This window comes from Duganella sp., assembly GCF_039595735.1.
GTDB lineage: Bacteria > Pseudomonadota > Gammaproteobacteria > Burkholderiales > Burkholderiaceae_D > Rugamonas.
Window position 1 is genome coordinate 47,843 of sequence record NZ_JBCNLB010000007.1, and the last position, 25,364, is coordinate 73,206.

Annotated in this window: 28 protein-coding genes and 1 tRNA gene; 19 read left to right on the forward strand and 10 right to left on the reverse strand. The window is 64.3% G+C overall.

Annotated elements, in window-relative coordinates; genetic code table 11:
- Window positions 1-5: 5 nt before the first annotated feature.
- Window positions 6-488, reverse strand: coding sequence for a phage regulatory CII family protein (locus tag ABDW57_RS14615; protein WP_343730911.1), 483 nt, complete (start codon window positions 486-488; stop codon window positions 6-8).
- An 86-nt stretch (window positions 489-574) separates the two neighbouring features.
- On the opposite strand from ABDW57_RS14615, the gene ABDW57_RS14620 reads away from it, so the two are divergent.
- From ABDW57_RS14620 to ABDW57_RS14635, 4 genes are all read left to right on the forward strand, one after another.
- Window positions 575-1,387: a hypothetical protein gene (locus ABDW57_RS14620; RefSeq protein WP_343730912.1), complete on the forward strand. Its 813-nt coding sequence runs from the start codon at window positions 575-577 to the stop codon at window positions 1,385-1,387.
- Between the two features lie 2 nt (window positions 1,388-1,389).
- The gene (locus tag ABDW57_RS14625; protein WP_343730913.1) at window positions 1,390-2,166 is read left to right on the forward strand and encodes a DUF2491 family protein; all 777 of its coding nucleotides are present in this window, start codon (window positions 1,390-1,392) and stop codon (window positions 2,164-2,166) included.
- Between the two features lie 30 nt (window positions 2,167-2,196).
- Window positions 2,197-2,982 carry a hypothetical protein gene (locus ABDW57_RS14630; RefSeq protein ID WP_343730914.1) on the forward strand — a complete coding sequence of 262 codons (786 nt, stop codon included), beginning with the start codon at window positions 2,197-2,199 and terminating at the stop codon, window positions 2,980-2,982.
- Between the two features lie 67 nt (window positions 2,983-3,049).
- Complete coding sequence (locus tag ABDW57_RS14635; protein ID WP_343730915.1) at window positions 3,050-3,325, forward strand: DUF493 family protein; 276 nt, start codon at window positions 3,050-3,052, stop codon at window positions 3,323-3,325.
- Window position 3,326: 1 nt separating this feature from the next.
- On the opposite strand, the gene gcvA is transcribed toward ABDW57_RS14635, so the two are convergent.
- A complete protein-coding gene (gene gcvA / locus ABDW57_RS14640; RefSeq protein WP_343730916.1) occupies window positions 3,327-4,220 on the reverse strand; it encodes a transcriptional regulator GcvA in 894 nt (297 codons plus the stop codon).
- Between the two features lie 110 nt (window positions 4,221-4,330).
- On the opposite strand from gcvA, the gene yfcF reads away from it, so the two are divergent.
- From yfcF to ABDW57_RS14695, 11 genes are all read left to right on the forward strand, one after another.
- Window positions 4,331-4,957 carry a glutathione transferase gene (gene yfcF, locus ABDW57_RS14645; RefSeq protein WP_343730917.1) on the forward strand — a complete coding sequence of 209 codons (627 nt, stop codon included), beginning with the start codon at window positions 4,331-4,333 and terminating at the stop codon, window positions 4,955-4,957.
- A gap of 27 nt (window positions 4,958-4,984) precedes the next feature.
- Window positions 4,985-5,644, forward strand: a complete 660-nt coding sequence (gene lipB / locus ABDW57_RS14650) for a lipoyl(octanoyl) transferase LipB (protein WP_343730918.1) — start codon at window positions 4,985-4,987, stop codon at window positions 5,642-5,644.
- Window positions 5,645-5,651: 7 nt separating this feature from the next.
- Window positions 5,652-6,626, forward strand: coding sequence for a lipoyl synthase (gene lipA / locus ABDW57_RS14655; protein WP_155464043.1), 975 nt, complete (start codon window positions 5,652-5,654; stop codon window positions 6,624-6,626).
- 75 nt (window positions 6,627-6,701) lie between these two features.
- Window positions 6,702-7,358: a peroxiredoxin gene (locus ABDW57_RS14660; RefSeq protein ID WP_343730919.1), complete on the forward strand. Its 657-nt coding sequence runs from the start codon at window positions 6,702-6,704 to the stop codon at window positions 7,356-7,358.
- A 2-nt stretch (window positions 7,359-7,360) separates the two neighbouring features.
- Window positions 7,361-8,023, forward strand: a complete 663-nt coding sequence (locus tag ABDW57_RS14665) for a uracil-DNA glycosylase (RefSeq protein WP_343730920.1) — start codon at window positions 7,361-7,363, stop codon at window positions 8,021-8,023.
- The gene (locus ABDW57_RS14670) at window positions 8,023-8,445 is read left to right on the forward strand and encodes a PaaI family thioesterase (RefSeq protein WP_343730921.1); all 423 of its coding nucleotides are present in this window, start codon (window positions 8,023-8,025) and stop codon (window positions 8,443-8,445) included. Before ABDW57_RS14665 ends, ABDW57_RS14670 begins: the two co-directional genes overlap by 1 nt.
- A gap of 161 nt (window positions 8,446-8,606) precedes the next feature.
- Window positions 8,607-10,091, forward strand: a complete 1,485-nt coding sequence (locus ABDW57_RS14675; RefSeq protein ID WP_343730922.1) for a tryptophan halogenase family protein — start codon at window positions 8,607-8,609, stop codon at window positions 10,089-10,091.
- Between the two features lie 76 nt (window positions 10,092-10,167).
- Window positions 10,168-11,445, forward strand: a complete 1,278-nt coding sequence (locus ABDW57_RS14680; protein WP_343730923.1) for a hypothetical protein — start codon at window positions 10,168-10,170, stop codon at window positions 11,443-11,445.
- Between the two features lie 34 nt (window positions 11,446-11,479).
- Entirely contained in the window at window positions 11,480-14,680 is a 3,201-nt protein-coding gene (locus ABDW57_RS14685; RefSeq protein WP_343730924.1) for a TonB-dependent receptor, read from the forward strand.
- A gap of 41 nt (window positions 14,681-14,721) precedes the next feature.
- The gene (locus tag ABDW57_RS14690; RefSeq protein ID WP_343730925.1) at window positions 14,722-15,195 is read left to right on the forward strand and encodes a group 1 truncated hemoglobin; all 474 of its coding nucleotides are present in this window, start codon (window positions 14,722-14,724) and stop codon (window positions 15,193-15,195) included.
- An 18-nt stretch (window positions 15,196-15,213) separates the two neighbouring features.
- Window positions 15,214-16,086, forward strand: coding sequence for a DUF3034 family protein (locus tag ABDW57_RS14695; RefSeq protein ID WP_343730926.1), 873 nt, complete (start codon window positions 15,214-15,216; stop codon window positions 16,084-16,086).
- Here the strand turns inward: ABDW57_RS14695 and ABDW57_RS14700 are convergent.
- The 5 genes from ABDW57_RS14700 to ABDW57_RS14720 are packed head-to-tail and all read right to left on the reverse strand — an operon-like array spanning window position 16,083 to window position 19,572.
- Window positions 16,083-16,595: a TlpA disulfide reductase family protein gene (locus ABDW57_RS14700; protein WP_343730927.1), complete on the reverse strand. Its 513-nt coding sequence runs from the start codon at window positions 16,593-16,595 to the stop codon at window positions 16,083-16,085. The genes ABDW57_RS14695 and ABDW57_RS14700 overlap by 4 nt on opposite strands.
- Window positions 16,592-17,257, reverse strand: coding sequence for a BON domain-containing protein (locus tag ABDW57_RS14705; protein WP_343730928.1), 666 nt, complete (start codon window positions 17,255-17,257; stop codon window positions 16,592-16,594). The genes ABDW57_RS14700 and ABDW57_RS14705 overlap by 4 nt, the downstream gene beginning before the upstream one ends.
- Window positions 17,250-17,846: a phosphoheptose isomerase gene (locus ABDW57_RS14710; protein WP_343730929.1), complete on the reverse strand. Its 597-nt coding sequence runs from the start codon at window positions 17,844-17,846 to the stop codon at window positions 17,250-17,252. The genes ABDW57_RS14705 and ABDW57_RS14710 overlap by 8 nt, the downstream gene beginning before the upstream one ends.
- A 57-nt stretch (window positions 17,847-17,903) precedes the next feature.
- On the reverse strand, window positions 17,904-18,254 hold the full coding sequence (locus ABDW57_RS14715) for a YraN family protein (protein ID WP_343730930.1): 351 nt from the start codon (window positions 18,252-18,254) through the stop codon (window positions 17,904-17,906).
- Window positions 18,255-18,261: 7 nt separating this feature from the next.
- Window positions 18,262-19,572: a penicillin-binding protein activator gene (locus tag ABDW57_RS14720; protein ID WP_343730931.1), complete on the reverse strand. Its 1,311-nt coding sequence runs from the start codon at window positions 19,570-19,572 to the stop codon at window positions 18,262-18,264.
- Window positions 19,573-19,699: 127 nt separating this feature from the next.
- Here ABDW57_RS14720 and rsmI point away from each other — a divergent pair, with 127 nt between their 5' ends.
- The gene (gene rsmI, locus ABDW57_RS14725) at window positions 19,700-20,602 is read left to right on the forward strand and encodes a 16S rRNA (cytidine(1402)-2'-O)-methyltransferase (RefSeq protein ID WP_343730932.1); all 903 of its coding nucleotides are present in this window, start codon (window positions 19,700-19,702) and stop codon (window positions 20,600-20,602) included.
- Here rsmI and ABDW57_RS14730 read toward each other — a convergent pair.
- Window positions 20,599-21,222 (reverse strand): hypothetical protein, encoded by a 624-nt coding sequence (locus ABDW57_RS14730; RefSeq protein WP_343730933.1) that lies wholly within the window; start codon window positions 21,220-21,222, stop codon window positions 20,599-20,601. The two genes, rsmI and ABDW57_RS14730, sit on opposite strands and share 4 nt — an antisense overlap.
- 74 nt (window positions 21,223-21,296) lie before the next feature.
- On the opposite strand from ABDW57_RS14730, the gene ABDW57_RS14735 reads away from it, so the two are divergent.
- The 3 genes from ABDW57_RS14735 (at window position 21,297) to ABDW57_RS14745 (ending at window position 23,516) form a co-directional block, all read left to right on the forward strand.
- Window positions 21,297-21,373: transfer RNA gene (locus ABDW57_RS14735), tRNA-Pro, on the forward strand.
- A 119-nt stretch (window positions 21,374-21,492) separates the two neighbouring features.
- Window positions 21,493-22,785: a histidine kinase gene (locus ABDW57_RS14740; protein WP_343730934.1), complete on the forward strand. Its 1,293-nt coding sequence runs from the start codon at window positions 21,493-21,495 to the stop codon at window positions 22,783-22,785.
- A gap of 2 nt (window positions 22,786-22,787) precedes the next feature.
- A complete protein-coding gene (locus ABDW57_RS14745; protein WP_343730935.1) occupies window positions 22,788-23,516 on the forward strand; it encodes a LytTR family DNA-binding domain-containing protein in 729 nt (242 codons plus the stop codon).
- Here the strand turns inward: ABDW57_RS14745 and ABDW57_RS14750 are convergent, their stop codons facing one another.
- Both ABDW57_RS14750 and ABDW57_RS14755 read right to left on the reverse strand, forming a co-directional pair.
- Window positions 23,517-24,428, reverse strand: coding sequence for a hydroxymethylglutaryl-CoA lyase (locus ABDW57_RS14750; RefSeq protein ID WP_343730936.1), 912 nt, complete (start codon window positions 24,426-24,428; stop codon window positions 23,517-23,519).
- A 1-nt stretch (window position 24,429) separates the two neighbouring features.
- Window positions 24,430-25,362, reverse strand: coding sequence for a glyoxylate/hydroxypyruvate reductase A (locus ABDW57_RS14755; protein ID WP_343730937.1), 933 nt, complete (start codon window positions 25,360-25,362; stop codon window positions 24,430-24,432).
- Window positions 25,363-25,364: the final 2 nt, after the last annotated feature.

Consider the following 25,364-nt stretch of genomic DNA (forward strand, 5'->3'; position numbering starts at 1 on the left):
CCGAATTATTGCTGGGCTTTGAGGCGCAGGCGGGCGCGCCATTCGCCCAGCGCCGACAGCGCGCCCTGGAATTCGCGCTCGATCAAGTCCGCCTCGGCAGCGGTCACCTTGCCGTCCATTAGCGCGCTCGAGACCGCTTCCGCCACCGCCCCCACCTGACTCATCACCTTGCACACTGTCTGCGATAAATCATCGTCGCCGATGGTGTCCGGCGTCGGCACGATAAATGCCGCCATGCCGTGCCGCGTCAGCAGCGCGTGCAGCGGCAGGTGGGCGTCGCCCACACCCGCCTTGTGGCACAGGTCCACCACCGTCGATACCTCTTCAAACGAGGGATAGTGCGACGCTATCGTCGGCGCCAGCTTGTTGCGCAGGACGTTGACCGAGATCCCCATTGCTTGCGCCAGCGCGTCGATGCCGCCGGGATACGCCCGCGCCACCTTGTAAAGCGCGTCGTGCTGATTCATGTCCAGGTATTTGCGTGTCATGGTGAAGCGAGCCTTTTATTACCGATGCAACCGCAAACGCGCGGCGCTATGCTGTTTTTCATTCAACTTCTTTGTGAAAAAACATCATGAAGTCATTTCGATCTGCGCTGCTTTTGATGGTTTGCCTTGCCTTCCTGGGCAATGTGCCGGCGGAAGCGCGGCCGGCTTCACATTCTGGCACATCGTCGGGGTTTAAAAGCGGATTTTCTTCACAAAAGAGCAACTCCGCCGCGCACAGCCGTCCGGCGCCGCCGCCGGCCAACCGCCAGAGCGGCCCCGGCGCATTTGGCCAGCAGGCCGGTTCGCCGGCCCAGCCGCAGCGCGGGACTTCGGCGCTGTCGCGCGATGTGGACCGCAGCGCCGCCCGCGAGCGGGCCTTGAATACGCTGGACCAGCGTCGCGCCGCGGCCAACGCGCCGCAACCGCTGCCGCCGCTGAACGATACCCTGCGCCCGCCGAACCAGCCACCGCGCCCGGCTCCGCCTTATGGCGGCGCGCCCTACGGCGGTCCGGCACCGGTGTACGCGCCGCCCACCCAGCAGTCGAGCGGCCTGATGAGCGGTCTGCTGGGCTTCATGCTGGGTCGCGCGATGAGCCAGAGCAATCAGCCGGTGGCCTATCCGACCACCAGCGGCCAACCGGCCCCGGCCCCGGCAACCAGCGGGGCCGCTACGCCGGCGGCGGACGGTGCGGGCCTGGTGGGCGGCATGCCCGGCCTGGGCGCGCCCGCGCCGGCCGCTGTCCCGGCGCCGCCGCCCGAGCCGTCGTTCCTGGCCCGCGTGCTGCGCTGGTTCGCCTGGCTCTCAGTGCTCAGCCTGCTGGCCTGGGCTGCGGTGTACGCGGTGCGCAAGTTCCGCCGCCTGCGCGACGCGCCACATTATTCGTTTGAAAGGAATTGAAGATGGGCTGGACCGATGCATACAACTACCTGCGCAATGGCGTGGCCAAGCTGGCCGGCAACGATGGCGCGCGCACCGACGGCGATCTGCCGCTTGGCGCGCGCATCGGCAGCGTGGTCGGGATACAGCAGTCGCCGCTGCTGCGCGCCGTGGCCGACGGCTCGCTGATCGCGCTGCCGGATGCCGACGACACCCGCATCGTGGCCGTCTCTCAGATCCGCCTCAGGCAGTCCGGCGGCCTGTACCGCTACTACCTGGAAACCGGCGACCTGGACGACAAGGAAAAGTTCCTGCAGGTCTACCAGAATGCCAGCGGCCAGGTCAGCGAGGTGATGTATTGCACCCAGCTGGCGCGCGTGATCCCGGAAACCGCCGAGGACCAGGATGCCTATACCGGCCAGGCCGGCGCCGGCCTGGGCGACCGCAGCTACACGCTGTGGCGCGAGCAACTGGCCGGTCTGGATCTGGACCTGGAGCTGATTTTCGGCGCCGCAGACGGCCTGGATTACTGGCGCGACGCCGGCGATCCGGAAACGCCCTATATGCCGCCCTTCACCGGCACCGAAACCCGGCTGGACGACGCCAGTGGCAACACCGGCTTGCGCCAGGAAATGTATTTCATGCCGTACATGCGCGAGCTGCGCGGCGGCGGCCATGAGTATCTGCTGATCACGACGGAAATCATCCACAGCGTGAACGGCGATGCGAGGAAACGCGGGATCCATGTCGACTTCGTCATCGGCATCCCGGTGGAGCAGCAACGCATCGTTATCCAATGATGCGCAACTTTTGAAACGAGGAAGACTGACATGAGCAACTTGAATGGCTGGGGTTTGACCGCGCGACTGATCACCAAGCATTTTGGCGCGCTGGGCAATCGCGTGTCCGAGGCGATCGCCAATTTCGATCCTGAAACCGCCACCGAAGCCGACCGCGACCGCCTGGCCGACAATCTGCGCAGCGCCGCCCAGAAGCTGGCCGCCGCGCGTGCCGCCTTCAACAAGGAAGCCGACGACGTGGTCAAGCTGCGCCAGCTGATCGCCACCGACGAGCAGGCCGCCGGCACCCTGGCCGAGCGCCTGGCCGCCGGCAAGATTTCGGAATCGACCATCACCCTGTTCTGCGACGAGCTGGAAGGCAACAAGGCGCGCCTGCCGCAGGAGTTGCAGGAAGAAGCCGACGCCAAACAGTACATGAACGAGCTGCAGACCATCGTCGATGCCCTGTCCAGACAGCTGGCCGAGTTCGACGCGCAGGCGAAAAAGGCGATGCAGGCGCTGGCCTCGGCCCGTGCCCAGCAGGATCTGCAGCAGCTGCGCGCCGAGCGCCAGGCCCAGCTGGCCGGCCTGCAAGGCATGCGCGGCCAGTCGAGCGCGCTGAGCGCCCTGACCCGCCGCGCCGAAAGCATCCGCAACGATGCCGAAGGCTTGCGCATCGTGACCGACATCGGCCAGCAGCCGCTGGACCAGGCCGCCGAGCTGGAAGCGATCCGCAAATCGGTCAGCCAGCCGGCGCTGGGCAATGAGTCGGCGCTGGCGCGCTTGCAGCGTTTGTCCGGCCACAGCAGCGAGCCGCTGGCGCTTGCAAAGTCCTGATCGGGCTACAATATAGGGTGATTGCCGCCATCGTGGCGGCAATCACCTTTATTAGATTGGAAACACTATGCGCGCCATCCCCCCATCAGAGTCCCTCATTGAATATCCGAGCGACTTCCCGATCAAGGTCATGGGGCCCACTCACGAAGATTTCGCCCCCACCATTATTCTGGTCGTGCAAAAGCATGACGCCGATTTTCACGAAGGCCGCATGGAAGTGCGTCCTTCGGCCAAGGGCAATTACACCGGCCTGACCTGCACCGTGCGCGCCACCAGCCGCGCTCAGCTGGATGCGCTGTACACCGAGCTGTCGGCGCACCCGATGGTGAAAATCGTGATGTAAATCAGGCCTGCTGGCGCTGGAAGGCTTCGATCTCTTCCAGCAGCCAGTTACGGAACGCCTGCACCTGCGGCTTGCCGGCCGCGCTGGGCGGCGTGACGAAGAAGTACTCGTCCGGGCTGGGCGCGGCGATATTGAACAGCCGCAGCAGCTGCCCGGAGGCGATCTCCTGCATCGCCACCACGTGCCGCACCAGCGCCACGCCGTTGCCATCGGCAGCGGAACGGATCAGCATCGACAAATCCTCAAACAGCAACCCGCCGGACGGCTCCGGCAGGTCGAGTCCGGCCGCGTTGAACCACGGCGTCCAGTGCTCGACCGAGCGCAGCAATGTGTGCCGCCCGAGGTCGGCTGGCACCAGCGGCAGCTGTCCGCTGCGATAGTGGGGACTCACTACGGGGTAATAGACATCGCCCATCAGCCGCAGCACCACCATGCCCGGATAGTGGCCGCGGCCAAAGCGGATGCCAACGTCCACCCCCTCGCGCGCCAGGTCCTGCAGCGTGCCGCTCGATTGCAGCACCACTTCAATATCCGGATACAGCTCGATGAACTTGCCCAGCCGCGGCGCCAGCCAGCGCGCCGCAAACGAGGGAATCGAGGTGATGGTCAGCCGCTGGCTGATGCTGGCCGCGCGCATGGCGTCGGTGGCGGCGGCAATGTCGGCAAAGGCCTTGCCAAGGAACTGGGCGAACTTCAGCCCGTCGTTAGTTATTTTCACCTGGCGGCCATGGCGCACGAACAGCGGCCGGCCCAACTCTTCTTCCAGACCGCGCACCTGGTGGCTGATGGCGCCATGCGTCAGGTGCAACTCCTCCGCCGCGCGCGAGAAATTCTCGTGGCGGGCCGCCGCCTCGAAGGCGCGTAAGGCGGAAAAATTGGGCAAACGGCGTGTCATCCTGTGGATAACTATGTGAGTAAAACTAACAAGAATTGCGAAAATATACCGTTATACAGGGACTTATACAAGGTTTACCATGTGAATAAATCTACCTAAGCGGAGCTGCCATGTCTTTTGCACTGTACGTCGATAGCCTTTACACCAGTCCTTACGCCCTGTCCGTGTTTGTGGCGCTGACCGAGAAGGGGCTGCCGTTCAGCGTCAAGACGGTGGACCTGGCCAGCGGCGAGCAGCGGCTGGACGCCTACGCCGGCCGCGCGCTGACCGCCCGCGTGCCGGCCCTGGTCGAGGGCGATTTCGTACTGACCGAGTCCAGCGCCATCACGGAATACCTGGACGAGACCTTCCCGGCGCCGGAGTACGTGGCGCTGTATCCCCGGGAGCGCCGCCAGCGCGCGCAGGCGCGCCAGATCCAGGCCTGGGTGCGCAGCGATCTGGTGCCGGTGCGCGTGGAGCGCGATACCGAGACCGTGTTCTTCAGGAAGCCGTGCGCGCCGCTGAGCGAGAGCGCGCAGCAGGCCGCCGCCAAGCTGGTGCACGTGGCCGAGCATTTCGTGCACGGGCCGCAGCACCTGTTCGGCGCCTGGTCGATCGCCGATACCGACCTCGCCATCATGCTGAGCCGCCTGGTGCGCAACGGCGATCCGGTGCCGGCCAGGCTGCAGGAATACGTCGATTTCCAGTGGCAGCGGCCGTCGGTGCAGGCTTGGCTGGCAAGGCACCAGCCGGGCTGAAAGCGGCAGCCGGGGTATAATGCCGGGATGACGTCCCCAACCTCTCCCGAGATCAAGCATCTCGGCAAAGCCGATTACGACAGTACTTTTGCCGCCATGCGGGCCTTCACCGACGCCCGCACGCCGGACACGCGCGACGAACTGTGGATCGTCGAGCATCCGCCGGTCTACACGCTGGGGCTGGGCGCGGACCGCGGCCACCTGCTGGCCGGCGCTGCCGGGATTCCGGTGGTGCAGACCGACCGCGGCGGCGAAGTCACCTACCACGGCCCCGGCCAGGTGGTGATTTATCTGTTGATGGACCTGCGCCGCAACAAGCCGGGCGGCAAGCTGTATGCGCGCCAGTTTGTGCATAAAATCGAGCAGGCGATCATCAACGTGCTACAGGCGTATAATCTCGTCGTTGAGCGCGTTGCCGGCGCGCCGGGCATCTACATGGCCGGCGGCGACCACAAAGGCGCCAAGATTGCCGCGCTGGGCTTGAAGGTACGCGGCAATGGCTGCACCTACCACGGGCTGTCGCTGAATGTGGCGATGGATCTGGCCCCGTTTTCCTGGATTAATCCTTGCGGCTATGCCGGACTGGAAACAGTCGATATGCGCACCGTTGGCGCGCAGGCAATGCTGTCTGACGTACAACAGCAACTGGCCGAGGAATTAGTCCGCGTCCTGGCGACAAACGAATAAACTGATTATGACCACCGAAACTACTCCAGCTTACAACCCCAGCGAAAAGCAAAAAGGCGCCAGCAAGACCTCGCGCATCCCGATCAAGATCGTGCCGGTCGAACAGGTCGAGCGTCTGAAGAAGCCGGACTGGATTCGCGTCAAGGCCGGTTCGCCCAACACCCGTTTCTATGAAATCAAGGAAACGCTGCGCGAGAACAAGCTGGTCACCGTGTGCGAGGAAGCCAGCTGCCCGAACATCGGCGAATGCTTCGGCAAGGGCACGGCCACCTTCATGATCATGGGCGACAAGTGCACCCGCCGTTGCCCGTTCTGCGACGTCGGCCATGGCCGTCCGGACCCGCTGGACAAGGATGAGCCGACCAACCTGTCGCACACCATCGCCAAGCTGCGCCTGAGCTACGTGGTGATCACCTCGGTGGACCGCGACGACCTGCGCGACGGCGGTGCCCAGCACTTTGTCGAGTGCATCTCCAACACCCGCGCGCTGTCGCCCAAGACCCAGATCGAAGTGCTGGTGCCGGACTTCCGCGGCCGCCTAGAGAAAGCGCTGGCCATCTTTGCCGACGGCCTGCCGGACGTGATGAACCACAACCTGGAAACCGTGCCGCGCCTGTACAAGGAAGCGCGTCCGGGTTCGGACTATATGCACTCGCTGAAGCTGCTGAAAGACTTCAAGGCGCTGTACCCGAACGTGAAAACCAAGTCGGGCATCATGGTCGGCCTGGGCGAGACCGACGAAGAAATCCTGCAGGTGATGCGCGACATGCGCGAACACGACATCGACATGCTGACTATCGGCCAGTACCTGGCGCCATCGAACAGCCACCTGCCGGTACGCCGCTACGTGCACCCGGACGTGTTCAAGATGTTCGAGGAAGAAGCCTACAAAATGGGCTTCAAGCACGCCGCCGTGGGCGCCATGGTGCGCTCGTCCTACCACGCGGACGAACAGGCACATAACGTGCTGGCCGCCGGCTAGTAAAAAAGAGGCTCCCGCGGGAGCCTTTTTTAGTATTATTTCTATAATTTACCACCACATTATAGGAAAACCATCATGTCGCTGCGCATTAATGACATCGCCCCGAATTTCACGGCCAATACCACTCACGGCAAGATCGATTTCCATCACTGGATCGGCGATCAGTGGGCCATCCTGTTCTCGCACCCGAAAGATTTCACCCCGGTCTGCACCACCGAACTGGGCTACATGGCCAAGATCGAGCCGGAATTCACCAAGCGTAACGCCAAGCTGATCGGCCTGTCGGTCGACGCGGTGGAAAACCACGAGAAGTGGGCCGCCGATATCGAGGAAACCCAGGGCGCGGCCGTCAAATACCCGATGATCGGCGACACCGACCTGGCCGTCGCCAAGCTGTACAACATGCTGCCGGCCGAGGAAGAAGGCACGCACGAAGGCCGCACCCCGGCCACCAACGCCACTGTGCGCTCGGTGTTCATCATCGGCCCGGACAAGCGCATCAAGCTGACCCTGACCTATCCGATGACCACCGGCCGCAACTTCGACGAAATCCTGCGCGTGCTGGATTCGATGCAGCTGACCGCCAAGCACAAGGTCGCCACCCCGGTGAACTGGAAAAACGGCGAAGACGTCATCATCACCACCGCCGTCAGCAACGAGGAAGCGGAAACCAAGTTCCCCGGCTTCCGCACCATCAAGCCTTACCTGCGCGTGACCAAGCAGCCGGTATAAGCATGAGTGTGCGCATCGAGGAGTCGTGGAAGCAGCAACTGCAGCACCAGTTTGAACAGCCTTACTGGGCATCCCTGACCTCCTTTGTGCGGGCCGAATACGCCGCCGGGCAGTGCTGCCCGGCCGGCAAGAACATCTTCCGCGCCTTCGACCTGACGCCGTTTCACGACGTCAAGGTGGTGATCCTCGGGCAAGACCCCTATCACACGCCAGGCGCCGCCATGGGCTTTTGCTTTTCGGTCCCGGACGGCAACCGTCCGCAGCCCAGCCTGCAGAATATTTTCCAAGAACTGCACAGCGACCTCGGCCTTGAACGGCGCCAGACCGACCTCAGCGACTGGGCGCAACAAGGCGTATTCCTGCTCAACAGCGTGCTGACGGTGCGTGCGCGCGAGGCCGGCTCGCACGCCAACCAGGGCTGGGAAACGTTTACCGACAGCGCCATCCGCGCCCTGTCGCAGCAGCGCGAGCACCTCGTCTTTATCCTGTGGGGCAGCTACGCCATCGCCAAGCGCGCGCTGATCGACAGCCGCAAGCATCTGGTGATCACTTCGCCGCACCCGTCGCCGTTCTCCGCGCACAAGGGTTTCTTCGGCAGCAAACCGTTCTCGCGCGCAAACGATTACTTAACCTCCAACGGCCAAGCGCCGATACAGTGGGCATAATGGACGCCAGCAAATTCACTCCCGACTACTTCAACACCTTCGGCAAGGGCACGCTGCCGGATCATCTGGGCATCGTCATCACCTCGGTGAAGGAAAACGAGATCGTGGCGGAATTCACGGTCGCCCGGCATCATCTGGCGCCGAACGGTTTCCTGCACGCCGGCAGCGTGGTCACGCTGGCCGATACCGCCTGCGGCTATGCCTGCTTTGCGCACCTGCCGGAGGGCGCCCAGAATTTCACCACCATCGAGCTGAAATCCAACCATCTCGGCACCGCGCGGGAAGGCACGGTGGTGGCCACCGCCCGTGCGGTGCACCTCGGCCGCACCACCCAGGTGTGGGACGCTACCGTCATCAACAAGGCGACCGGCAAAACCATCGCGTTGTTCCGTTGCACACAAATGGTGTTGTACCCGGCCTAGCCGTCCCTACATTTACGCAATTTTCTCTGTTGTTTTGAGCATTTTTGGAATTGCCTGCGTGAAGCGTTGCATTCCAAAATGATGTTTCAAATATATAAGAAACTCGCGCTCCGGGATCAACGTACTGCCTCGTGGCGCTGGTTAAATCAACGGGGACAGGGATGGACGGCGCATACAAACGTATTGTGGTCGTTGGCGGCGGCACGGCCGGCTGGATGGCCGCGACGGCCTTGGCAAGCGCTTTGCCCGCCAGCACCGTGGAGCTGGTGGAATCCGAGGAGATCGGCATCGTTGGCGTGGGCGAAGCCACGTTTCCGTCGATCCGCAATTTCCACCGCCTGGTCGGCATCGACGAGGCGGAATTTCTGCGCGCCACCAACGGCACCTACAAGCTGGGCATCGAGTTTCGCGACTGGCGCGAGCGCGGCGAACGCTATTTCCATACCTTTGGCGATTTTGGCGCGCTGAGCGGCCCGGACGCCCTGTGGGGCCATTTCCGCCGGGTAGGCGACGCTGGCCTCGGCACGCTGGGCGAGCAGTGCCTGTCGACCGTAATGGCCAGCCAGGGCCGTTTCCAGGGGCTGGCCTCGGAAGAGGAGCGCCCCTTCAACTATGCCTACCACTTCGACGCCGCGCTGTACGCCGCCTTCCTGCGCAAGCTGGCGCTGCAACGCGGCGTGCGGCGCACCGAGGGCCGCGTGGTCGAGGTGGTGCGCCGCGCCGACGGCGGCGTGGCCCGGCTGATGCTGGCCGACGGCCGCGCGCTGGATGGCGATCTGTTTATCGACTGTTCCGGTTTCGCCGCCCTGCTGCTGGGCCGCACCCTGAACGAGCCGTTTGTCGACTTCAGCCACTGGCTGCCGGTGGACCGGGCCTGGGCCGTCCCCAGCGAACTGACCGGCGCGGCGCTGACGCCCTACACCCGCGCCACCGCGCTGGAGGCGGGCTGGGCCTGGCGTATTCCGCTCAGCAACCGGATCGGCAACGGCCATGTGTTCGCCAGCCGCTACCTCGACGAGGAGCGCGCGCGCGAACAATTGCTGCAGCAATTGGATGGCCGCGCGCTGGCCGAGCCGCGTCTGCTGCGTTTCACCACCGGCCACCGGCAGCGCAGTTGGGTCCGTAATGTGGTTGGCCTGGGGCTGGCGTCCGGCTTCCTGGAGCCGCTGGAATCGACCAGCATTTTCCTGATCCAGAGCGGCCTCGGCCATCTGATCCCCTTGCTGCAGCAGGGCCGGCCGCCGACTGCGGCCGAGATCGATTATTACAACACCGGCATGGCGCGCCAGTTTGCGCGCATCCGCGATTTCATCATTCTGCACTATTGCCTGACGGCGCGCCGCGACAGCCCCTTGTGGCGTGACATGGCCAGCATGACCGTGCCCGACACCCTGGCGTTCAAGCTGCACGCCTGGCGCCAGGCCGGCGTGCTGCACCAGTACGCGTGGGAAGGCTTTGACGCCCACAGCTGGCTGGCGATCCATGCCGGCATGGGCCATTGGCCCGAGCGCCTCGACCCGGGGCTGGAGGAGCTCACGCGCGAGGAGGCGTTGCAGGCCTTGCGCCAGCGGCGCGCGCGCTTTGCCGCCGTGGTCGCGGCCATGCCCACGCACGAGGCCTATCTGCGCCGGATGGTGGCGCGCTAGCGACAAGTTTTTCCCGCGCAGCGGCGCAAGCCTGGCGGGGACATTTCTGTAAGCACAATCGAGGAGACAAAGTATCATGATGAAACGAGTGACAGGATTCCGGCTGTCGGCCTTGGGCCTGGCCGGCATCGCACTGCTGGCCGGTTGCGGCGGCGGCGGCAGTGGCAGCGGCGGTGCCGGCGGCGCGGTGCAGACCATCGCCTTCGACTTTCCGGGCGGCCCCACCGTGGCTGTCCCGCCCGCCGTGGCGACCACCCAGTTGGTGGCCACGGCCAGTTCCGGCGGACCGATCACCTTCACCTCGAATACGCCGACCGTTTGCACCGTCAACGGCAGCACCGCGTCGCTGCTGATCGCCGGCGAGTGCTCGATAACCGCCACCCAGTCCGGCTACCAGGGCTACGCCGCGGCCTCGCAGAGCCAGTTGTTCGTGATTCCCAAACGGCCGCAGACGATTGTGTTCCGCAACCCCGGCTCGCAGGCGCTGGATGGGCAGCCGGCCACGCTGAGCGCAACCGTCAACACCGGCCGGCCCGTGACCTTCTCGACCAGCACGCCGACGGTGTGCTCGGTCAGCGGCAGCACATTGTCCAAGCTGGCCAACGGACTGTGCGTGGTCACCGCCACGCAGAGCGGCGATGATATTTTTGCGAGCGTCAAGCTGGACCGCAGTATCCCAATCGGCACGGAAAAAGCGCCCGCGCTGACTTTCCTGAGCGGTTACAAGGACACCGCGACCACCAAGGAGCAGGGCAGCGTCGGCACCTATGCGGGCAGCAGCGCCGACGGCTGGTGGTGCGGCGGCAGCTGGTGCGGCAGCGCCGTTTCCGCCGACGGCAGCAGCTTCTCGTATTTCTACAGCATCCAGCCGGCAGATCCGGCCGGCCTGGGCGCCTACTATGGCTTCACCATGATGGCCGGCACCCTGAAGGAGATGGCCAAGGGCACCGATACGCTACTCGGCGTGCGCATCGATGCCCAGGCCGCGCTGAAGTTCAATCTGGCGCAGAACAGCGAGTGGCTCAGCACCGGCAAAAATGCCATCAACGTCGATCTGTACCTCGGCCATTACGCGCTCAAGGACGGCAAGGACTGCAACGTCAAGCTGCGCGCCGTGGTGACGCCGACCCAGGCCGCCGCCGCCGACTACAGCGTCGGTCTCCGCGACCAGTTCACGGTCAACGAGGCATGCGGCCTGAGCGGGCTGGATCTGTGGAGTGAATTGCAGGACTACCCGATCTCGAAGATCGAGTTTTCCGCAGTCAACGCCAACACCACGGTATCGAGCACGGGCACGGCCGCGCCGACCTTTACCAGCAAGCTGACGCTGACCGGCGCCATCAGCTTCCAATAACAAGAGGAACACAATAATGAAAAACACAGGGACGATGAGCAACAGGAAACCGCTCAAGATGACCGCGCTGGCGATGGCGGCGGCGCAGCTGGCGCTGCTGTACAGCGGCGGCGCGCTGGCGCAGACCGACACGTCGGCGCCGGCCGCCACGGACACGCCGCCGGACAAAATCGTGATCGTGACCGGCCAGCGCAAGCAGCTGGAGACCTCGCAAAAGATCAAGCAAGAGTCCGAACTGATCGTCGACTCGGTCGTGGCTGACGAGGCCGGCAAGCTGCCGGACAAGTCGATCACCGAAGTGCTGCAGCGGGTGGTGGGCGTGACCATGGACCGCAACACCTCGCGCACCCGCACCAACGCCGCCAGCAATCCGTTGTCCTACAACGTCGAGGGCTCGGGCGTACAGATCCGCGGCCTGTCCTGGGGCTCGTCCACCCTGAACGGACGCGAAGGCTTCTCGGCCGGCTGGCCTGGACGCGAATTGAGCTGGGGCGACATCCCGCCGGAACTGATGGCCGGCGTGGACGTGTACAAGAACCCGTCGTCCGAGCTGATCGAAGGCGGCATCAGCGGCCAGGTCAATCTGCGCACGCGGCTGCCGTTTGACTCCAAGGGTCAATCGGGCGCGTTGTCCTTCTCGGACAGCTATACCCCGTTTGGCAAGAAGAATACGCCATCCTTCTCCGGCCTGTATTCCAACCGCTGGTCGACCGACATGGGCGAAATTGGCGCCCTGATCGACATCTCCTACGGCAAGTCGGCGTTCCGCTCGGACTCCTACACCCTGGGCGCCTACTACCCGCTGAGCAAGCCGGTGCCCGGCAAGACGGTGTGGGTGCCGAACGGCATCTCCTGGGGCACCAGCGAGGGCGAGTCGGAACGCGCGGGGATCTATGCCGCATTGCAATGGAAGAAGAACGACAAGGAGTCGTCGCTGACCTACTTCGATTCGGGTTTCCGTTCCGAGAGCGTCAACGGCGGCATCTTCAGCACCGCGTCGGACGGCAATCTCGGCTTGACGCCGTATGACCTCACGCTGACCAACGCCCAGTATGACGCCAACGGCATCCTGCAAAAAGGCACCTTGAGCTATCCGGGCGGCGTCGGCCAGAACCAGTTCGCGGCCGGCGGTTTGTCCGCAGGCACCACCAGCTCTTACGACAATGCGCATGGACGCACGCGCGATATCTCCTGGAACCTGAAGTGGCGGATGGATGAGCGCTGGACCTTCCAGAGCGATCTGCAGTGGGTGCATGCCACCAATGGCGGCGACGGCAACATGATCAATATGGGCACCTTCGTGCCCAGCATGAGCTTCGACCTGACCACGCCGCGGCCCACCGTCAGTTTCGACGCCGCCGCCCGCGCCGCCCTGGCCGATCCGGGCAATTACTACTTCAACACCCTGCAGCCTTACCTCAACAAGGCCAAGGGCGACATGTATGCCTGGAAGGGCGACGCCAGGTTCGTCTTCGACAGCGACGTGCTGCGCGATCTGCGCTTTGGCGTGCGGGTAACGCACCGCTCGATGTCGCATGCGATTGGCGTCGGCAGCGGCTGGTATTCGCTGTCCGAGCCATGGTCGGTGCTGCAGAGCCCGGTGGCAGGCCGGCCGCCGCTGCCTTCCGAGTGGGGCAGCAACTGGCAGCCGCGCGGCAATTTCGGCTACCTGAGCGATCCGCGCTATGCCAATCTGGCCCCGGTCCAGCAATACACCTTCCCCAACTTCTTCAACGGCAGGATCGGCACGCCGCCCACCATCGTGGTGCCGACGCTGGCCGCGGTGCGTAATTATCCGGCCCAGGCTGCGGCGCTGCTGGCGGTGAAGCGTCTGCAATGCGAGGATGCCAACAAGCTCAGGAACACCAACACCGATTGCTCGACCCAGGGCAGCGACTGGCGGCCGATGATCTTCTCGAACGATCCCAAGGACATCAACCCGCAAAATCCCGTGCAGGGCGCGTTGTCGACCGCCAGCGAAAACACCCAGGCCCTGTATGGCACGCTGCGTTTCGGCTTCGACAACCTGAAGTACCCGGTGGAAGGCAATGCGGGGGTGCGGGTGATCCGGTCGAGCTCGCAGTCGCACGGCTATACGGTATTCAATCCGCAATATAGCGACACCACCAACCCTGCCCTGCCACGGTTTGGCGTATTCAACGAGCCGCTGGACGTCAAGGGCAATCATACCGACGTGATCCCGAGCCTGAACCTGAAGGTGAGCCTGACCGACAAGCTGCAGTCGCGCATTGCGCTGTCCCAGGGCATTGCCCGTCCTGGCTTCGACCAGTTGCAGGAATACGTCAATCTGCAGCAGAAGGTGGAAAACGTCACTGTCAACGGCGTCACTTCCATCAAGTCGGTCAGCTACGTTGGTACCAACTCGGGCAACGCGAACCTGAAGCCGCTTAAATCGAACAATTTCGATCTGTCGCTGGAATGGTATCCGCGCGCCGGCCAGTCGCTCACGGCAGTGGTGTTCTACAAGAAGATCAAGGACATCATCATGAACGATACCTACACGCGAAGCGTGAAGGATCTGGCCGGCAATGCGCAGGAGTTCGTCATCACCGGGCCGGCCAATGCGGCCAAGCTGTGGCAGGGCGGCATTGAAATCGCCGGCCAGACTTACCTGGATAAACTGCCAGGCCTGGAGGCGATACCCGACTGGGCGAAGGGCTTCGGCGTGTCCGCCAACTGGACCTATCTGGACGGCAAGCAGGACCTGTACCATCCGTACACCGCACCGTATTGCCCGAAGAACGGCACGGCCACCTCCATGAACAATCTCTACGGTTGCGACACCAACGGCCTGCCCTTCAAGGATCTGCCGGTGGTCAACATGTCCAGGCACGCCTTCAACCTGGGCTTGATGTACGACCGCGGGCCGATTTCGGCACGACTGGCATATAGCTGGCGCTCGCGTACCTTGCTGGCGACCAATGCGTTTGGCGCCGGCGGCAACGATGCCGTCAGCGCCGATCCGGCCCGCCTGGTCAACGGCGTCGCGCCGACGGACGTGGGCTGGGGCTTGCCGGTGTGGCAGGAGGCGGTGGGACAGTGGGACGCCAGTTTCAACTACAACTTCACCGCCAATCTGTGGGCCAGCGCCGCGGTCAGCAACCTGACCCGGACCGTGACCAAGCAGACCAATCAGCAGTACATTGGCAACACGGGACGCTCCTGGTTTGATCCGGGCCGCAGTTTCCGGGTAGCCATGGGGTATCACTTCTGATAAATTCATCCTCATGCGTGCACCACACATGAGGATGAACCATGATTAAACGCCCCCGCCTGCTTGCTGTCGGGCTGCTGCTGGCTTCGTCGCTGGCGCTGGCCCAGACGCCCTACACTGAAGACTCCACCTACCAGGGCCTGGGCGGCAAGGAAGGTATCAAGAAGATTGTTGATACCTTCCTCACGCTGGTGCTGGCCGATCCGCGCATCAAGGACAACTTCACCGACTTCGATATTCCGCAGCTGAACGTGCGCTTGCAGGAGCAGTTCTGCGAGTTCGCCGGCGGCCCCTGCAAGTACACCGGCAAGTACCGCGACAAGACCATGGACGGCGTCGGCACCGTGCGCGACATGAAGACCGTGCACCAGGATCTGAAGATCACCAACGCCATGTTCAACGCGCTGACCGAGGATTTGCAGATCGCCATGGAACAGCACAATGTCCCCAGCAGCGTTGCGCTCAAGCTGGTCGCCAAGCTGGCGCCGATGCAGCGCGACATCGTCACCCAATAGTCCGCCGGGAGCCGAACCATGAACAAAATCATTCCAACCTTGTTGGCTGCCTGCGTGTGCGCCGCTGCGGGCGCGCAGGACATGGGCAAGCTGCTGGCCACCGGCGGCGTGTCGCAGGTGGAAGGCGCGGGCGGCGGCGGCCTCACGCCGTGGGCGCTGATCAGCGGCTACGGCACGCGCGACAGCTGGGGCGCCAACGCGCACTACACCTACGTCAGCACGCAGGACTACCAGCTGAATACCTATGGGGTGACGGCCGGCATTGCCGACCGTCTGGAACTGTCCTTTGCCAACCAGGAATTCAAGGGCAGCCTGGCGCCGCTGGACAAGCTGGACATCAAGCAGGACCTCATCGGTCTCAAGCTGAAAGTGCTGGGCGACGCGGTGTATGAGCAGGATGTATGGCTGCCGCAGGTGGCCATCGGCATCATGTACAAGAAGAACAAGGGCATCCGCGGGCTGGAGGCGCTGGGCGTCACCAATGTCAGGCAACTGGGCGCGAAGGATGACAGCGGCTACGACTACTATCTCTCGGCCACCAAGATTTATCTGGAACACAGCCTGCTGCTGAATGCCACGCTGCGCGCCACGCGCGCCAACCAGATGGGCATTCTCGGCTTTGGCGGCGACAGGAATGACGATACCCGCCTGATGCCGGAATTCTCGGCCGCGTATCTGATCAACCGCAAGCTGGCGCTGGGCGCCGAGTACCGCCGCAAGCCGCACAACCTCGGCGTGGACGACGAGAAGGCGTACTACGACGCCTTCCTCGCCTGGTTCCCGACCAAGAATTTTTCAGTGACGGCGGCGTACGCCAACCTGGGGGACATCACCATCTTCAATCCGAAGCAGCAGCGCGGCTTGTACCTGTCGCTGCAGGCTGGTTTCTAGCCTTTCAGCGAGGCTGCCAGCAGCTGGTGCAGGGCCGGGAAGTCCGGCTCGCCCAGGTAGCGCTTGAGGATCTTGCCATCCTTGCCGATCACGAAGGTGGTCGGCGTCATGGCGACGTTGCCGTAGGCCTTGGCGGCCGAGCCGTCCGTGTCCAGCGCCACCTTGAAGGGCAACTGACGCGTTTCAGCATAGTTCAGCACGTAGTTGGGCGGATCGTAATTCATCGCCACGGCGACAAATTCCAGCCCCTGGCCTTTGAATTTGTTGTAGGTGTCGACCATCTTGGGCATCTCGGCCACGCAGGTGGTGCACGAGGTGGCCCAGAAATTCACCATCACCACCTTGCCCTTCAGGCTCTCGGGCGTGATTTGCTCGCCCTTGATGCTTACAAAGGTCAGCTCGGGCGCGACCTCGCGCTTGGAAACCGTGGCGTAAGCGCCTAGGCCGATGACGGCAACCGCCACGGCGGCGATGACCGGCTTGATCCAGGCGCGGGAGGTATCGCTCATTGGCTGCTCGCGTTATTGGCGGTGTTGGCTGGCTTCGGCTGGTAAGTCTTCCACTCTTCTTCGGTGATGTATTCAAACACCTTCACCACCTTGGTCACGCCGCTGACGCCGCGTGCGATGTCGGCGCCGATCTGGCCTTCGCGCTGGGTCACCCGGCCCTGCAGGTAGACCACGCCGCGCTCGGTCACGACTTGATACGAGTTGGCCGAAATATCTTTCGCGTCCACCAGGCTGGCTTTGACCTTGGTGGTGATCAGCGTATCGTTGGAACGCGAGGTGTAGCTCGACGGGCCGGCGATGTCCAGCTCGTTGATGACGTCGATCACGCCTTCAATGCCGCGGATTTCACGCTCGATCTGCGCTTTCATGGCTTCATCGCGCACTTCGCCAGTCAGCAGGGCGCGGCGGTTGAAGCTGTTGATATTGACGTGCGCCGCATCGCCGCCCACGTTGTTGACCTTGATGGCTGCCTTGACTTCAATCGCGCGGTCTTCGGTCTGCGCGCCAAAGGTGCGGCGGTCGGAAGCCGCCAGCGTACCGGAAATCGCGCCGCCCGCGACCAGCGCGACGCAGCCCGACAAGGAGGCCAGCATGGCGCCGCACAGCACGCTCATGGCCAGCGGACGTTGTACCTTTTTCCAGATAGCGCTGGAATTATTCATTCACATCTCCTCCGAACAGGGCGACGTCGATGCCGTCGCAAATGCAATGGATGGTCACCAGGTGGACTTCCTGGATGCGGGCAGTGCGGTCGTGCGGCACGCAGATATGCACATCGGCGTCGGTCAGCATCTTGCCGATGGCGCCGCCGCCCTTGCCGGTCAGGGCCACCACGCGCATCTCGCGCTCCAGCGCCGCCTCGATGGCCGCCATCACGTTGGCCGAGTTGCCCGAGGTGGAGAACGCCAGCAGGATGTCGCCGGCCTGGCCGAACGCCTGCACCTGCTTGGAGAAGATCTCGCGGTAGCTGTAGTCGTTGGCCACGGCGGTCAGGATCGAGGTATCGGTGGTCAGGGCGATGGCTGGCAGCGGGAAGCGCTCGCGCTCGAAACGGCCCACCAGCTCGGCCGCAAAGTGCTGCGAGTCGGCGGCCGAACCGCCATTGCCGCACACAAGAATCTTGTTGCCGTTGGACAGCGCCGAGAACATCATCTCGATCGCCTGCGCAATGTGCGGGGCGAGGACGGTGGCGGATTGGATTTTGAGTTCGGCACTTTCGTGGAAGTGCGAGAGGATGCGTTGATTAGTCATAGTGTGCTGATTATAGTGCAGTCGTCCGGCTGGCCGGACAAGCGCTGTTAAAAATGCTTACATCTCCAGCACGTTTTGTATCCATGACAACTTTTGATCGTCGATGGCAATCAGGTCGAAGCGGCACGGCGGTGGAATTTTATGGCGTAACAGATAATATTGCGCGGCGCGCAACAGGCGCTGCTGCTTGGCCGGGGTGACGCTGTAGACCGCGCCGCCGTAGCGCTTGCCGGCGCGCTGGCGCACTTCCACGAACACCAGCGTCGGGCCTTCCAGCATGATGAGGTCGATTTCGCCGGCCTTGCACAGGAAATTGCGCTCCAGCAGCGTCAGGCCCTGGCCGAGGAGGTGGCTGAGCGCCCGGTCCTCGCCTTGCCGGCCCAGCCGCTGCTGTGGGGTGCGCGGCATGGCATCCTCATGGGCGGGCCGGCTGCGGGGCGCCGTTCTGGTAGATGGCCGATTGCTCGATGCGCTCGAAGCTGGCCGGGCCCTGGCCAAAATCGACGGTCAGCCTGCCGGTCACGCCGTCCAGCTGGAAGCGGCCGGCCGGATGGCGGGCGATCTCGCGCGCCACGCGGAAGGCGTCGATGCCGAGCGCGTACAGGCGCGCCATGTCGGCGCTGCCGGCGCCGCTCTGCAGCGGGCGCGGATAAACCATCACCGCCGGGTGGTCGCGCTGCACCTGCCAGGGCAGGTCCAGCAGGCGTACGCCATCCAGGTCGCGGCCAGGGAAGCCGGCGCCCGGATTGAGCGCCGAGGTGCCATAGATCGGCAGGCTGGCAAACTGCTCGGTGGGCACTGGCGGCGCTGGCGGCAGCTTGTCGGCGGTGCTGAAAATCGGATTGTCCGGCTCGGTGGTCAGCACGCTGCCGAGGGCGATGCGCAGCTGGCGGGTCTGGTCCGCGCCCATGGCCGAGAACAGCACGGCCGGGCTGTCCTGGCGCAGGCGGGCGCGCAATTGCACCAGTTCCGGATCGCTGAGGTAGCCGTCCGCCGCGCTCAGCTCGACGATGCGCAGCGGCCGGCCGAGCCGCCCCTCCCACTGGTTGGCAAAGGCGGCCGCCACCCGGCGCTGCCAGGCGGAACTGGTGGTCAGCACCAGCGCGCTGCCGCTGGGCTGGTCGGCGGCGGCCCATTGCGCGGCCTGACGCGCCTCTTCCTCGATCGACAGGCCGATGGCCAGCATCTGCGGCGGCAGCGTCAGGGCGCCGGGCTGGCCGTGGCCTTCCGGATAATTCAGGGCGATGGTGGGCTTGCTGACCAGCGAGCTGCCGGCCACCGCCGCCACTGCCGTGCGCGACAGCGGGCCGACCACGATGTCTTCGGTTTGCAGCGCGCGGGTGTAGGCGCCGAGGATGTCCTGCGGCACGTCGCCGGTTTCCAGCACGGTCACGCTGATGTTGTCGCGATCGCGCTCCAGGCCGGCCATGAAGCCGGCGCGCACCGATTCGGCGGCCGCGCCCAGCGTGTCCGAGCGCAGCGGCAGCAGCAGGCCGATGCGGATCGGCGTGCCGGACGGCGGCGCGCTGTCATTGACGAAGCGGGCGCCGGTGTCGGCCTGGCGACTGGCCGGCTGGCCGCCAGCGCCGGCGCCGGCGCTGGTATCGGGCTCGGCAGTGGCGCCCGGCACGGTGACGGCAAACACTTCCGCCGGCGGCAGCTCGGGGCCGGGCGGCGCCTTGGGCGGCAGCGGCGCGGCGGGCTGGACGACTACCGGTGGCGGCACACTTGTTTTTGCCGGCTGGGGCGAGCACAATCCACCCGGCGCGTCACAAAACGGCGTGCTGCATGCACTCAGCACTGCGGCAGCCATGCACAGCAGCGTCAACCTCACACTTTTCATCCTACCCCCAATGAGCGATCTCGATTTCCGTACCATCGCCAGCCTGCCCGTCCTGGGCGAAACGGCGCACCAGACCTATCCTAGCGCAACCTTGTACGTCGTGGCGACCCCCATCGGCAATGTGACGGATATTAGCCTGCGCGCGCTGCACGTTTTGAGCTTGGTCAATGCTGTTGCATGCGAGGACACGCGAAATACCGCCACCCTGATGAACCGCTTCGGCCTGCACAAGCCGTTGATTGCCGCGCATCAGCACAATGAGCGTGAGGCGGCGGAAACCTTGATTGCGCGCCTGCAAGCCGGCGAGCGGATCGCGCTGGTGTCGGATGCCGGCACGCCGGCGGTGTCCGATCCGGGCGCGCGCATCGTTGATGCGGTGCGCGCGGCCGGGCTGCGGGTGCTGCCGTTGCCGGGCGCGTCGGCGGCGGTGACGGCCTTGTCGGCCAGCGGGCTGGTGAACGATCAGTTCTACTTTGTCGGCTTCCTGCCGGCCAAGGCCAAACAGCGCGAGAATGTCCTCGGCACGCTGCGTACGGTCACCGCCACCATGGTGTTTTACGAGGCGCCGCACCGCATTCTGGATTGCGCCAGCGCGCTGGCCGCGGTGTTTGAGCCGACCCGCCAGGTGGTGTTTGCGCGCGAACTGACCAAGATGTTCGAGGAAATCCACCGTTGCCCGCTGTCCGAGGCGGCAGCGTGGATCCAGGCCGATGCGCACCGGGAAAAAGGCGAATTCGTGGTGCTGCTGGAAGGCGCCGCCCCGGCCGATGATGAAAACGACGCCGAGGCCGATCGTCTGCTGCAGATTCTGCTGGCGGAGCTGCCTGTTAAACAGGCGGCCGGCCTGGCCGCGCAAATTACCGGTCGCAAGAAGAACGCCCTGTACGACCGCGCACTGGCGCTGAAAGGCTAAAATTTGCAGTGTTTGTCGAATGCCCAGGCCAGCGGGGCAAGCAGGCCCATTCCCGCGCCGGCTTGTAGGCAATCGTATTTCTTGGCGCTGGCGACGCCTTTCTGCAACTGAGTCTGATGGTCCTCAGGGTACAGCGGATGGGATTCCAGCTGTGCCGTCAGCGTGCCCGGCCCGGCCTTTTCTTTGGCCACGCTGCGGGCGGTTTTCAGCGCCTCGTCCATGTTGAACTTTTTCTGCTGCTGATCGGCGTACAGCGGGTCTTGCTCGCGCGGCAGCACGGTGACGGCCTGCGGTCCGGAAGATGGCTGCGCTTGCGCCTGCTGCGCGACGGCCGCGGGCGTGCGTTCGCGCGGTGTGGTCCGGGCCGCTCCACGCGGCTCGCGCTGGCGCTGCGGCGCCGGCCTGGCGGCAGGCGGCTCGACCCTGGCGACGATCTTCGGCGGCGCCGGCGGCTGCAGCCATACCGTCATCGCGCGTGCCGGCTGCGGCGGTGCAGGTGGACTCGACAACCGATAGCCGAACAGCAACATTGCGTGCAGCAGCAACGAGATCACACCCCCCGCGATGATGCCCGGACGCCGTAGCCTGGCTGGTCTGTCGAATGAAATGGTGGCACTCATGATCTTCAGATCATAGCACCGATTTGAACGGGCACTTGACGGCCGCGCCGCGAGGCTGTATTATCTTGCTTCTTCGGAGTGTAGCGCAGCCCGGTAGCGCATCTGGTTTGGGACCAGAGGGTCCAAGGTTCGAATCCTTGTACTCCGACCAAAATCTAAAAACCCTGTTTGATGGCAACGTCAAACAGGGTTTTTTCCTTTCTTATGCCGGTTTTTGGCCCTTTCGTCGCACGCGCCGCTGCCGCGCGTGGCCGGCGCTAGAATGGGCTGATGAATACAACACCCTTTTACCTCAAGTCCGCTGCCGTCGAGCACGATCCGCGTCTGGTGTGGCGTTACCGCTGGCAATCGCTGCTGCGCATGTGGGCGCTGGTGGCAATCATTGGCGTCATCGTGGCGGCGGTGTTGATCGCGTTCCTGCTGTCGCTGCCGAACCGTGGCGCCTTGCGCGCCGGCGGCTGGACCTGGCTGAACATCTTCTTTGGCGTGGTGTGGCCGGCGCTGGTGCCTTTCATCATCGGCAACAATCTGGCGACGCTGCGCTTGAAAGAACTATCCGAGGCCGGCACCCCGCTGACGGAAGAAATGATGAGCGCGCGCCCGGGCCGGGTGCTGATTTCGCCGCTCGATCCGCTGACCACTTACAACGTCTGCACCGAAACCCTGTCCGGCCTCGCGGTGGGCATGGCGCTGGGTTATGGCGGGCCGGCCGTGTTCCGCTATTCGCCATTCGAAGGCAAGATCCTGATCGGCCCGCGCCGGCCGGTGTGGCTGACGCAGTGCACCGAGGTGGTGGTGGGCGGCGAGCCGGGGCAGCCGGTCGAGGTGCGCATCCGCCGCCGCTTTGGCATGGACTTTTTCACCGTGCAGCGCGGCGGCGCCTTGCAGGCGGTGGCGACGGTGGCCGCTCATCTGCATGCGCAGTTCGAGCAAAAAGACCGCGCCCTGCGCGCCATCAAGCGCGAGCAGGAACTGGAGCGCGCCGCGTTGAACGCCAAGCTGTCCGCGCTGCAGGCGCAGGTCGAGCCGCACTTCCTGTTCAACACGCTGGCCAACCTCAAATACCTGATCCGCACCGATGCCGACAGCGCGCAGCAAATGCTCGATCACCTGGTCGGCTATCTGCAAAACGCCCTGCCCGACATGCGCTCGGTGTCGTCCACGCTGGAACGCGAGCTGGCGCTGGTGCGCGATTATCTGTCCATCATGCAGATCCGCATGGGCCAGCGCCTGCGCTTCCGCATTCAGGCGGATGACGTCGCGCTGGCCCAGCCCTTCCCGCCCGCGATGCTGATCTCATTGGTGGAAAACGCCGTCAAGCATGGCCTGGAGCGTGCCAGCCGCGCCGGCGAAATCGTCATCAGCGCCGTGCTGCACGGCGACGCCTTGCGCGTGCAGGTGTGCGATGATGGCGTCGGTCTGACGGAACAGATGGGACAGGGTTTTGGCCTGTCGAATATTCACGAGCGGCTGCAGCTGCTGTATGGCGATCGCGCCTCGCTGTCGGTAACGGCCGGAGACCCCGGTGGCGTGATTGCCACGCTGGCCATCAACAAGGAGTAGGGATGCCGATCGCCCTGATCGTAGAAGACGAACCGCTGCTGGCGGCCGAACTGCGCGACCAGCTGCATGCGCTATGGCCGGAACTGGAGATCGCCGGCCATGCGGAAAACGGCGTCGAGGCGGTGTCGATGCTGGAAGCGCTGAAGCCGGACGTGGTTTTCCTCGACATCCAGATTCCGGGCCTGAGCGGCATGGAGGTGGCGCAGCATGTGGACGAAGCGACGCAGATCGTGTTCGTGACGGCGTACGCCGAGCATGCCGTGCAAGCGTTTGAAGCGGGCGCGGTGGATTACATCGTCAAGCCGGTGACGGCGGCGCGGCTGCTGCAAACGGTGAAGCGCCTGAAGACGCGCAGCGCGGCGCCGGTGCCGGCCGGCGTGTGGCAGCAGATCGCGCCGGTGCCGGTGCAGCATCTCAAGTGGATCAAGGCATCGGCCGGCAACACCGTGCGGCTGGTGATGGTGCGCGATGTGCAGTTCTTCCAATCGGACGGCAAATACACGCGCGTGGTCACGCATGATGGCGAGGCCTTGATACGCCTGCCGCTGAAAAGCCTGATCGAGCAGCTGGACCCTTCGCAGTTCGCGCAGATCCACCGCGGCGCCATCGTCAATCTGGAAGCGGTGGACCGCATCGACCGCGACGGCACGGCGATGGAAATCCGCATCAAGGGCCGCGCCGACAAACTCCCCGTCAGCGAGGCCTACACGCGCCAGTTCCGGCAGATGTAATCAACCAGCGCGCTTGGCGGCGATGGCGTTGCCCGCGCGGCTGGCGCCTTTGCGGTTAAGGAACTGCGAAATGAACTGCCCCGCATCCACCACGATGTCGAGGTCGATGCCGGTCTCGATGCCCAGACCTTGCATCATGTACAGCACATCCTCGGTGGCGACATTGCCGGTCGCGCCCTTGGCGTACGGGCAGCCGCCCAGGCCCGATACCGACGAATGGTAAATCGCAATCCCCAGCTCCAGACTGGCGTAGATGTTGGCCAGCGCCTGGCCATACGTATCGTGGAAGTGCCCGGACAAGCCGTCCACGCGGAATTCCCGGATGGCGCGCTCCATCACCGCCTGCGTCTTGCGCGGCGTGGCCACGCCGATGGTGTCGGCAATGTCGATTTCATCGCAGCCCAGATCGCGCATGCGGCCCACCACGTCGGCCACCGCGTCCAGTGGCACTTCGCCCTGGTATGGGCAACCGAAAGCGCAGCTGATGCTGCCGCGCAGGCGGATGCCGTGTTCCTTCGCCGCCTTCGCCACGCCTTCAAAACGCGCGATCGATTCCGCGATCGAGCAGTTGATGTTTTTTTGCGAGAAGGCTTCCGAGGCGGAGCCGAAGATCACCACCTCGTCAGCCTTGGCCGCCAGCGCCGCCTCAAAACCCTGCATGTTCGGCGTCAGCGCGGAATAGATCACGCCCGGCTTGCGCTCGATGGCGGCCATCACCTCGGCGCTGGTGGCCATCTGCGGCACCCACTTGGGCGACACGAACGCCGCCGCTTCAATGTTCTGGAAGCCAGCGCTGGTGAGACGGTTCACCAGTTCGATCTTGATCTCGGCCGGGACGTTTTCCTTTTCATTCTGCAGGCCGTCGCGCGGGCCCACTTCAACGATTTTGACTTGTTTCGGTAAGCTGCTCATTTCAATATCCCAGTGTGCGGTTGACCACGCCGGCGACCTGTTCGCCGGCTTCCGTCTTGCGAATGTTGGCGGCAATCTGCTGCACGCTCTCGCGGCGCAAGGTCAGCGCGGAGATGTGCGGCGTGATGGTGATGCGCGGCTCCTGCCAGAACGGGTGCTGCGCCGGCAGCGGTTCATTGCGGAACACGTCCAGCGTGGCGGCGGCGATGTGGCCGGACTTGATCAGCGTGAGCAGATCCGGCTCCGCGATGTGCGCCCCGCGCGCGACGTTGATGATGTACGCGCCCTCCGGCAGCTTGTTCATGTTGGTGCGGTCCATGATGTTGCTGGTGTCCGGCGTCAGCGGCAGCATGCAGACCAGCACGCGCGTGCCGCGCAGGAAGGTGTCCAGGCCATCGGGGCCGGCGAAGGTCTGCACACCCGGCATGGTTTTTTCGGTGCGGCTCCAGCCGCGCAGCGGGAAGCCGAACGGCGCCAGCGCTTGCAGCACGCGGGTGCCCAATACGCCCATGCCCAGCACGCCGATGGCGAAATCTTCCTTGTGATGCTGCGGCAGCGGCGCCCATTGGCCGGCGCGTGCCTGTGCTTCGTATTCGTCAAAGCGGCGGAAGTAGCGCAGCACCGAGTGCGTGACGTATTCTGCCATCTGCAGCGCCATGCCGGCGTCTTCGAGGCGGATGATGGGGATGTGGGCCGGCAGCGCGTCGCCGAATTTCAGCAACGCATCCACGCCGGCGCCGGTGACAAAGATGGCTTTGACGGTGGCCAGTTCGTCCAGCATGGCTTCCGGCGGCGACCACACCACGGCATAATCGCAGGCCTGGCATTTTTCGCCGGCGTGCCAGATTTCGATTTCGGCTTCCGGCAGATATTTGGCGAAGTCCTTGATCCACGGTTCAGTCTTGCCATCGGCGCGGTGGAGCAGTATGCGCATGC